At 75.1% G+C, this 9,953-nt stretch carries 8 protein-coding genes and 1 pseudogene; 2 read left to right on the top strand and 7 right to left on the bottom strand.

From position 1 onward, the window contains the following. Positions 1-1,022, bottom strand: a 1,022-nt coding sequence (locus ACWEO5_RS36510; protein WP_452166406.1) for an AAA family ATPase, incomplete at its 3' end; no start/stop codon positions are given. Between the two features lie 190 nt (positions 1,023-1,212). On the opposite strand from ACWEO5_RS36510, the gene ACWEO5_RS36505 reads away from it, so the two are divergent. Next, a complete protein-coding gene (locus ACWEO5_RS36505) occupies positions 1,213-3,393 on the top strand; it encodes a M4 family metallopeptidase (RefSeq protein WP_452166405.1) in 2,181 nt (726 codons plus the stop codon). Between the two features lie 145 nt (positions 3,394-3,538). On the opposite strand, the gene ACWEO5_RS36500 is transcribed toward ACWEO5_RS36505, so the two are convergent. The 3 genes from ACWEO5_RS36500 to ACWEO5_RS36490 form a co-directional block, all read right to left on the bottom strand. After that, positions 3,539-4,030, bottom strand: coding sequence for an RrF2 family transcriptional regulator (locus tag ACWEO5_RS36500; RefSeq protein ID WP_344551103.1), 492 nt, complete (start codon positions 4,028-4,030; stop codon positions 3,539-3,541). A gap of 110 nt (positions 4,031-4,140) precedes the next feature. Further along, a complete protein-coding gene (locus ACWEO5_RS36495) occupies positions 4,141-4,581 on the bottom strand; it encodes a (2Fe-2S) ferredoxin domain-containing protein (protein WP_452166404.1) in 441 nt (146 codons plus the stop codon). 82 nt (positions 4,582-4,663) lie between these two features. After that, on the bottom strand, positions 4,664-6,649 hold the full coding sequence (locus tag ACWEO5_RS36490) for a heavy metal translocating P-type ATPase (RefSeq protein ID WP_452166403.1): 1,986 nt from the start codon (positions 6,647-6,649) through the stop codon (positions 4,664-4,666). Positions 6,650-6,745: 96 nt separating this feature from the next. Here ACWEO5_RS36490 and ACWEO5_RS36485 point away from each other — a divergent pair, with 96 nt between their 5' ends. After that, positions 6,746-7,123 carry an ArsR/SmtB family transcription factor gene (locus tag ACWEO5_RS36485; protein WP_344551106.1) on the top strand — a complete coding sequence of 126 codons (378 nt, stop codon included), beginning with the start codon at positions 6,746-6,748 and terminating at the stop codon, positions 7,121-7,123. A 147-nt stretch (positions 7,124-7,270) separates the two neighbouring features. Here the strand turns inward: ACWEO5_RS36485 and ACWEO5_RS36480 are convergent, their stop codons facing one another. The 3 genes and pseudogenes from ACWEO5_RS36480 to ACWEO5_RS36470 form a co-directional block, all read right to left on the bottom strand. Continuing rightward, entirely contained in the window at positions 7,271-8,371 is a 1,101-nt protein-coding gene (locus ACWEO5_RS36480) for a glycoside hydrolase family 11 protein (RefSeq protein ID WP_452166402.1), read from the bottom strand. A gap of 514 nt (positions 8,372-8,885) precedes the next feature. Then, positions 8,886-9,614, bottom strand: coding sequence for a maleylpyruvate isomerase family mycothiol-dependent enzyme (locus tag ACWEO5_RS36475; protein WP_452166401.1), 729 nt, complete (start codon positions 9,612-9,614; stop codon positions 8,886-8,888). A 73-nt stretch (positions 9,615-9,687) separates the two neighbouring features. Next, positions 9,688-9,953, bottom strand: a pseudogene (locus ACWEO5_RS36470) (hypothetical protein); the annotation flags it as partial.

Below are 9,953 nucleotides of genomic sequence, written 5' to 3'. Positions count from 1 at the left end.
CGGTCGCGGCGCAGGCCGTCGCGGCTGGCCCCGGCCAGCCGGCCGTGCAGCAGCCGGCGCGCGGTGTCCGTGAGCCGGGCGGTGAGTTCCGCGCCGATCGCGGAGGCGGTGAAGTGCACACCGCCGTCGGCCCGTTCGAGGTCGACCAGGCCGGCCGCCCCGGCCTCGGCCAGCAGGGCGCCGGCGGCCGGGCCGACGAGCCGGGCCAGCAGCTCGCGGTCGGGCCGGTCGTCGAGCGCGGCCAGGGTCAACAGCTCCCGGGCCTCCTCGGACACCGTGCCCAGCCACTCGCCCACCAGTCGGCGCGCCGCCGGGGGCAGGGCCGCCCCGTCCTCGCCGTCCCGGTCCGCCCCCGGGTCCGCGACCTCGGCGAGCGCCAGGGCCAGGGCCGGGTTCCCGCCGCTGCACCGGTGGATCCGGTCGACCTGGCCGGGGGTGGGACGGTACGGGGCGAGCAGGGCGGACAGTTGAGCGGCCGTCAGCGGCGGGAGGCGCACCGCGTGCGCGTCCTCGCCGCTCCAGTGGCCCTCGGACCCGGGGTGCCAGCCGCGCTCGGTGGCGATCACGGGCAGCTCCGGGACCAGGCGCAGCGCCCAGCGCAGGACGGCCGCGCTGGCCGGATCCAGCCACTGGGCGTTGTCCACCACCAGGGTCAGCGGCGGCACCTCCCGCAGCAGGGCCGTGGTCAGCCGGCGCAGCCGCAGGGAGGCGCCGGCTGGCTCGGCGCCGGCGGCCGCGTCGACGGGCGCGGCGAGTTCGCGCGCGGCCGGCAGCGGCGGGTGGGGCAGGGCCAGTTCGAGCAGACCGGTCCACGGGACGGGGGCGTCCTGCGGGCCCGGGGCCAGCCGCAGCACCGGCAGCCCCAGCCGTCGGGCCAGGGCGCCGGCCGCGGTGGTCCGGCCGATCCCCGGCGGCCCGAACAGCACCACCCGGCGGCTGCCGGGCGCGTCGTCCGGCACCGCGGGCAGCACGGCACCGACCGGTTCCCGGAGTTCGCTCAACCACGTCGCGGAGTCTGGCACCGGGCCATCGTGCGCCACCGCGGCCGCCGCGGTCCAGGTCAAGGGATCGCCCTGATTTCGGCCGCCCCCGGCCTTCCCTAGCCTCATCGCCACAGCCGAGCCGTTCCCCGGCCGCCGGACGCCCCCCCCCCCCCGACGGCGTCCTGCTGCCGCCTTCCCCCTCGACCCCGGCTCGGCGGAAGGAATCGCGATGTCCCGCAAGAACGCCCTCGCGGCCGCTGTCGCCGCCGCCCTCACCCTGGGCACCGTGACCGCCGTGGCCACCCAGTCCACCGCGGCCGCCAGTTCCACCGCCCGACCCGGCGCCGGGTTCCGGGCGATGGGCCCCGACACCCGCGCCGAGGCGCTGCGCACCGCCGACCGGGAGGCGTCCGCCGTCGCCGGGTCGCTCGGCTTCGGCGCCGACGAGCGCCTGGTGGCCAAGGACGTGCTCCTCGACACCGACGGCGCCCGGCACGTGCGCTACGACCGCACCTACCGCGGCCTGCCCGTCATCGGCGGCGACCTGGTCGTCCACTACGGCGCCGACGGCAAGGCCACCGGCTCCGACCAGGCCCACCAGGGCGCGCTCAAGGTCGCCGGCACCACGCCGAAGCTCAGTGCCTCCGACGCCTCGGCCGCGGCCGTCCGGCACGCCAAGCACGTCAAGAACGCCAGGACCGGCGCCTCGGACGGCAGCACCCTGGTGGTGTACGCGGTCGGCAAGGTCCCGGTGCTGGCGTACCGTGCGACCGTCACCGGCGACGGCGAGGCCGGTGCCGGCTCGCGGGAGGCCGTGATCCTCGACGCCGCCAGCGGTGCGCCGCTCGACCAGTACGAGCTGCACCAGGGCGTCACCGGCACCGGCAACGGCACCACCGTCGGCCAGGTCTCCATCGAGACCACCCAGTCCGGCAGCACCTACACCCTCACCGACGCCTCCCACGGCGGCACGATCGTCTACGACGCCTACAACAGCCCGCAGTCCAACCCGAAGCAGAACGCCCGCACGTTCTCCAAGACCACCAACTCCTGGGGCACCGGCACCACTTCCAGCCGGGAGAGCGCCGCAGTCGACGCCTCCTACGGCCTCGCCAAGACCTGGGACTACTACAAGAACGCCTTCAACCGCTCCGGCATCCGCAACGACGGCCGCGGCGCCCCCGCGTACGTGCACGTGGACAACCAGCTGCTGAACGCGTTCTACGACGACTCCTGCTTCTGCATGTTCTTCGGCGACGGCTCCTCGCAGAACGGCAACACCCCCGTCACCGCGCTCGACGTGGCCGGCCACGAGATGAGCCACGGCGTCACCGCCGCCACCGCCAACCTGAACTACTCCGGCGAGTCCGGCGGCCTCAACGAGGCGACCTCCGACATCTTCGGCACCATGGTCGAGTTCTCCGCCGACAACGCCGGCGACCCCGGCGACTACTACATCGGCGAGAAGCTCAACATGTCCGGCGGCTACATGCGCCGGATGGACAACCCGGCCGCCGACGGCAGCAGCCTCGGCTGCTGGACCTCCAGCGCCGGGTCGGTGGACGTCCACTACTCCTCCGGCATCGGCAACCACTTCTTCTACCTGGCGGCCGAGGGCACCGGCGCCAAGACCATCGGCGGCCGCGCGCACAACGGCACCACCTGCAACAACGACACCTTCGCCGGCATCGGCCGCGACAAGGCCGCCGCCGTCTGGTACCGGGCGCTGACCACCTACATGACCTCCACCACCACCTACGCCTCCGCCCGCACCGCCACCCTGCAGGCCGCCGCCGACCTGTACGGCACCAACTCCCAGGAGCGCTACCTCGTCTCCAAGGCGTGGGCCGCCGTCAGCGTCGGCACCGCGCTGCCCGACCCGGGCACGGGCAGCCCCACCCCGTCGCCCTCCACCTCCACCTCCGGCAGCCCCTCGCCCTCGCCCTCGCCCTCGTCCTCGTCGACCCCGACCGGCAACGCACTGGTCAACGGGAACTTCGAGCAGGGCACCACCGGCTGGACGCAGAGCGACAACGACATCACCAGCTCCACCCTGCAGCCCGCGCACGGCGGCTCCTGGTACGCCTGGATGATGGGCTACGGCACCTCCGCGATCGAGTCCCTCGCCCAGTCGAACATCGCGGTGCCCGCCACCGGCAGTCCTAGGCTCACCTTCTGGCTGAAGGTCAGCACCCAGGAGTCCGGCTCCACCGCCTACGACACCCTCAAGGTCAACGTCAACGGCACCACCCTCGCCACCTACTCCAACGCCAACGCCTCCGCCGGGTACGTCCAGAAGACCGTCGACCTGTCCGCCTACCGCGGCCGGAACGTGAAGCTGGAGTTCGCCGGCACCGAGGACGCCTACCTGGCGACCGTCTTCCTGCTCGACGACGTCGCCATCGGCTGATCACGCCCGTACTCCCGCGGCCGGGCCCGTTGTGGGACGGACCCGACCGCGGGACTGCCGCGCCCGCGCGGGGTGCAACGGAGGCGGCAGCCTGCGGCCGGACCCTCCTGGGGCAGGGTCCGGCCGCAGTGGCGCCGCCCCGCGCTCAGGCGGAAGTGCCGGACAGCCGCGCGTAGTTGGCGCGCACCCGGGCCACCGACGCGGCCGGGGTGCCCGCCGCCAGCTCGGCCACGGTCTGCGCCGACAGCTCGCGCCGCCAGGCCAGTTCGGCCCGGCGCATCGCGGTGGAGACCCCGCACGGGCGGGCGAACTCGCCGGCCGCCGCCCCCTGGGCGCCCGCCCCGCGCTGCCGGATCTCCGCGCAGGCGAACAGCGGGTCCGGCCCCTCGACGGCGGCCACCACGTCCATCACGGTGATCCGCTCCGCCGCCCGGGCCAGCCGCACCCCGCCGCGCGGCCCCGGAGCGGAGGTCAACAGCCCCGCCCGGGTGAGCCGTTGCAGCACCTTGTTCAGGTACGTCGGCGACAGCTCGAACATCGCCGCCAGCCGGGCCGAGGGCACCGGCTCCGCACCGCCCACCCAGACCAGGGTCAGACAGCAGTGCAGGCCCCACTCCACGCCCTCGCTCGTCCGCATGTTCCGGATGGTAGCTATCCGGAACCCGGCCGCGCCAGCGCCCGGCGGCGGCTCCGGCACCCGGCGGCTCCGGCGGGGCCCGGCGGCTTCCGGCCGCGCCGGGGCCCGGCTCAGTCCTCCAGGTGCTCGCGGACCCGCCGGGAGGGGGAGAAGACGTACAGCTCCAGGATGGCGGGCAGGTCGGCCAGGCCCGGGCCGCCCGCCCCGATCCAGGCGGTGATGTCGGCCGACGCGTCCCGGTCGTTGACCAGCCCGAGCCAGACCGGCCGCCCACCCGCCCGCCGCCCCTCCGCCGAGGGCTGGACCACCACCACGTTGGCGTGCTCGCAGGCGTCCAGGCAGCCCACCGGGCGCACGGTGGCCACCTCGGCGAGGGCGCCGCGCAACTCGGCCAGCTGCGCGGCGTGGTCGAGCCGCGGCACCTTCGGCGTGCCGCAGCAGCAGCCCCGGCAGACCGAGACGGTGCACCGGGCGGCCGCCCCCGGCGCGGAAACCCCGGCCGCCCCCTGCGCGGGGACCCCCGCCGCCTTGCTGCGGGTGCGACGGCTCATCGGGCCCTCCCGGCGTCCTCGATCACGGTGGTCACGGCGGTGACCCTACCCCGCGCCGCCGGTGCGCACCGGCCCCGGCCGCTCACCGGCCGACCCCTCCGGCGGCGGCCCGCCGCCACGCGGCGTCGCGCAGCAGGCGCAGGCCGTTCAGCCCGACCAGGACGGTGGAGCCCTCGTGGCCGAGCACGCCCAGTGGCAGCGGCAGCGTCCCGACCAGGTCCCACACCACCAGCGCGGTGATGAACGCCGACGCCAGCACCAGGTTCTGCACCACCAGCGAGCGGGCCCGCCGGGAGAGCGCCACCACCGCCGGGACGGTGGCCAGTTCGTCGCGGACGACCACCGCGTCCGCGGTCTCCAGCGCCAGGTCGGAACCGGCCCGGCCCATCGCCACCCCGGTGTGCGCGGCCGCCAGCGCGGGCGCGTCGTTGACGCCGTCGCCCACCACCAGCACCCGCCGCCCGGCGGCCTCCCACTCCCGGACGGCCGCCACCTTGTCCTGCGGCAGCAGCGCCGCCCGGACCTCGGTGATCCCGGCCTCCGCGGCCAGCCGCCGGGCCGCGCGCGGATTGTCGCCGGTGAGCAGCACCGGCGCCGTCCCGGTCAGCGCGCCCAGCGCGGCCACCGTGGCGGCCGCGTCCGGCCGCAGCCGGTCGGCGAGGCCCAGCACGCCCACCGGCACGCCGTCCCGGGAGACCAGCACCGCCGTCCGGCCCGCCGCCTCCAACTCCGCGACGGCCGCCAGGGGTTCCGGGGCCGGGGAGCCGGACGTCGGGAAGCCGGCCGGCGCGGTGACCGCGACGACGTGCCCGGCGACGCGCGCATTGACGCCCACCCCGGGGGTGGAGGCGAAGTCCGCGGCCGGGGCCGGGGCGAGTCCGCGCCCGCGGGCGGCGGCCAGCACGGCGCGGGCCAGCGGGTGCTCGCTGGCGTGCTCGGCGGCGGCCGCCAGCGCCAGCAGCCCGTCCCCGTCCAGGCCGGAGCCGGGCAGCGGGCGGACGTCGGTGACCTGCGGGGCGCCCTCGGTGAGCGTGCCGGTCTTGTCCAGCGCGGCCGCGTCCACCTGCCCCAGCCGCTCCATCACCACGGCCGACTTCACCAGCACGCCGTGCCGCCCGGCGGTGGCGATCGCCGACAGCAGCGGCGGCATGGTCGCCAGCACCACCGCGCACGGCGAGGCGACGATCATGAAGGTCATCGCGCGCAGCAGCGAGTCGGTGAACGCCGCGCCGACCAGCAGCGGCACCGCGAACACCGCCACGGTGGCGGCCACCATGCCCAGCGAGTACCGCTGTTCGACCTTCTCGACGAACAGCTGGGTCGGCGCCTTGGTCTCCGACGCCTCCTCGACCAGCTGCACGATCCGGGCGATCACCGAGTCCGCGGCGTCCCGCTCCACCCGCACCCGCAGCGCGCCGGTGCCGTTCAGCGTCCCGGCGAACACCTCGTCGCCGACCCGCCTGGCCACCGGCAGCGGCTCGCCGGTGATCGACGCCTGGTCGACCTCGCTCGCCCCGTCCAGCACCCGGCCGTCCGCGCCGATCCGCTCCCCGGGACGCACCAGCACGGTGTCGCCGACGGACAGCCCGTCGGTCGGGACGACCTCCTCCGTGCCGTCGGCCAGCAGCCGGGTCGCGGTGGCGGGCGCCAGGTCGAGCAGGCCGCGCACCGAGTCGGCGGTCCGCGCGGTGGCCAGCGCCTCCAGCGCGCCCGAGGTGGCGAAGATGACGATCAGCAGCGCGCCGTCCGTCACCTGCCCGACCGCCGCCGCGCCCAGCGCCGCCACCACCATCAGCAGGTCCACGTCGAGGGTCTTCTCGCGCAGCGCCCGCAGCCCCGCCCGGCCGGGCTCCCAGCCGCCGCACGCGTAGACGAGCGCGTACAGCGGACCCCAGGCCCAGGCCGGGGCACCGGCCAGCTGCAGCGGCAGGGCGAGCAGGAACAGCACCAGCGCGGCCGCGGCCCAGCGGGCCTCCGGCAGCGCGAGGACCGCGGTGCGGCGGCGCGGCACGCGGCCCGGCGGGGTGGCGGGACCGCCGGCGGGGCGGGCGGTCAGGGTGGCGGACACGGCAGCGGGATCCTCGGGGCGAGCAGGGGGGACGACCCGGCCACCATACATGAACATATGAAGGCTCATTCATGCATGGGTTGTACGATGGTCGACATGGGTCACGGAGCTTCCCCCACCAAGAGCGCCCTCCCGCGCACCCCGCTGGACGCCGACAGCGCCGCCCGGATCGCCACCACCCTCCAGGCCCTCGCCACCCCCTCCCGGCTGCTGATCCTCTCCCGCCTGCGCGAGGGCCCCTGCGCCGCCACCGAACTCGCCCACGCCGCCGGGCTGGAGCAGTCCGCCTGCTCGCACCAACTGCGCCTGCTGCGCAACCTCGGCCTGGTGGTCGGCCGCCGCAACGGCCGCTCGGTGGTCTACGAGCTGTACGACAACCACGTCGCCGCCCTCCTCGACCAGGCCGTCTACCACAGCGAACACCTGCGGCTCGGCCTGAGCGACGCGGGCCCCGACGACCTCGACGCGCCCTGATCCCGTCCTGATCCCGTCCTGAGCCCGGCCCGGTCCCGGCTCCGCGCCGGTGGGCGCCCGGCCCCGGGACGGACGACGGCACCGGGCCGCCCGGCCGTCCCCCCGAAGGAACGGCCCGGCAGCCCGGTGCCCGATTGCGGTGCCCGGTCAGCTCGTGGTGCAGGTGAGGGCCGGGGCGGCGTTGCTGCCGCTGTAGTTGGCGTTGAAGCCGAAGTTTGTGCTGCCGCCCGCCGGGACGACGCCGTTGTAGGCGGCGTTGTTCACCGTGACGACCTGGCCGGACTGGGTGTAGCTGCCGCTCCAGAGGTTGGTGACCGTCTGGTTGCCGGCATAGGTCATGGTGACCTTCCAGCCGTTGGTGGCGGTGGACCCGTTGTTCTTGACGGTCACCGCGCCGGTGTAACCCGCGCCCCAGTCGGAGGAGTTGGTGAAGGTCGCGGTGCAGCCGCTACCGGTGCCGCCGCTCGGGCTGGGCGAAGGGCTGGTGCTGGCGCTCGGGCTCGGCGACGGGCTGGTGCCGCCGGACGGGCTGGGCGACGGGCTGGTGCCGGTGCCGTGGCTGACCGTGATGTTGGAGCTGCCGCTGCTGCCGTAGCCCTCGGTGGCCAGGATCTCGTAGTTCGGGGTGCCGAGGTTCAGGCCCGCCTTCGCCCACGCGGTGAAGAAGTTGGACACCGTGATGGTGCCGCCGGTGCGCTTCGACTGCCGGATCGCCCAGAACTGGGTGAAGTTCGAGTGGTCGCCCTCGATGGACGGGGCGTCGGTGCGCTGCGTCGAGTACAGGTCGTACGTGCTGCCGTCACTGACCACCGAGCCCAGCTTGGTGGCGCCCGAACTCGGGTTGTAGTTCCCGTAGTTGTCGACGATGTAGTACTCGATGAGCGGGTTGGTGGTCCAGCCGTACAGCGACAGGTAGCAGTTGCCGTTGCAGTTGAACGTGCCCGAGTAGGTCACGGCGTCGGTGGTGCCCGGGTTCCAGCCCTTGCCGGCCACGAAGTTGGTGACGTTGTTCCAGGTGGTGCTGTACTGGCCGCCGGTGCCCAGGGTCATGGACGCCTGGCCGCTGTTCTGGCTCCAGAACGAGTAGAAGTACCCGTTGCTGGTACCGGTGCTGTTCGAGGAGACGGTCGTGTCGGCGTTCGCCGAGGTGGAGACGGTGAGCACGGCCGCGACGGCCACGGCGAGGACGGACGCCTTGCTGACGAACCGTGAGAGGCGGCTGCCTCCGGCGGGGCGGATGAGCTTCACGTGTGCTTCCTCTTCGGTGGGGTGGACGGAAGGGGGTGCGCGGCGTGACCCGGCGCGGCGCCGCGACCGGGGAACGCCGAGGGGAGTCGCGGAGGGCGACCGGAAGCGGCAGTCGTGGGCCTGCCGATGGCGACGATGCTGGCCCGCAGCTGTCGGGCTGTCAACACTTTCGACACGCTTGCGAAATCGCCGGGGGTGGCCGGAGGTCCGCCCGGTGGAAGGTCTTCCCTGTTCAATGACGGTCTACGGGGGCCTGGCCGCCCGATGAGGCGAGTACGACGGAGTTCGGTTCGGCCGTGGCGGGAGAAAAAGCCGACTGGACGGGTCCGTTTTCCTCGAAACTTTCTCACTCTGCGTCGATCGCTTCGGAGCGGCGGAACCCGCTCGACCCGGCCGGTCCGGAAGGGGCCACGGGGAGGTGGCACCCACCGCACCGGCCGGCCGAGTGCGCCTTCGCGGTGCCCGGAGTGAGGTGCAGGCGCTCCGCGAGGTGTGATCCGGGGCCGGGTCGGGCTCAGCCCAGCCGGGGCCAGGCCAGCAGGTGGTCGAGGAGGGCGGGGGAGCCGGCCGTCAGCAGGGCGCCGGCCGGTCGGCGGCGGTGCAGGACGAGCAGCAACTCGCTAGCGGTGCCGGTGAGTTCCAGTAGTTCGGGAGCGGCTCCGGGGGCGAGTTCGACCGTCCGCTCGAAGCCCTCGGCGGCGCGCAGCCGGACGGTGGCCGGGCCGTGCGGCCAGGGGTCGGCGGAGCCCCAGTACAGGGCGGGGAACTCGTCGAGGCCGTCGAGGGCGGCCACCGCCGGGACGGGCCGGGGCGCGCCGACGGCGAGTTCCGCGTCGTGGGCGTGCACGGCGGCCTCCTGCACCTGGTGGCGGGCGACCGCCCTGCTGTCGTTCGCCACCTCGTCCGAGCTCCACCACGTCCAGCAGGCGCGGTCCGGCCCGGCCTCGCGGAGTGCCGCCAGCAGCGCCTCCGTCGCCCCCTCGGCCCGGGCCAGCGCCTCGCCGAACGCCAGCCCTTCGGCCAACTCGGGTGCGACCGGCGTGAATCCGGCCCCGGCGGTGACGGCGGCGGCCCAGAACAGGTGCACCCCGGCCAGGTGGTCGAGCAAGTCCACCAGCGTCCACCCGGGACAGCTGGGCACCTGCGCCCCCGGGTCGGGCGCGTCGGCCACGGCCTTGCGCAGCGCGGCGGAGCGCCCGTCGATCAGGTCCAGCAGGTCCGGGAAGGCAAGGGGAGCAGTCATCCTGACGGTCTATCACGTCCCGGTGACAACACCTGCCGCTCCAGGAGGCGAGGTGCGCCCTTGGAAGCGGGGATCAGCCGGTCGGGAGCCCGTCCGGGCCGAGGGCCGGTCGGCCGAGCGGGGTGATGTCGGTCCGGGTGACCGGACCGTGCGCGACCCGCCGGCGGATCAGCGCGTACGGGCGGCCGCCGGGGGCGATCACCGCGGTGGTGGGGCGGCCGGGCAGCGGCAGCGGCACGGCGAGGGCGATCCGGGCGGCGCAGGCGCGGGTCTCGGCGGCGATCTCGGTGGCGCCGCGCACCTCGACGGGGTGGCCGGCCGGCAGCAGGCGGGCGTCGG

This window comes from Kitasatospora sp. NPDC004272, from assembly GCF_053603035.1.
Note: the sequence above shows the minus strand (reverse complement) of the source record. Positions and strands in the feature narration are given on the sequence as shown.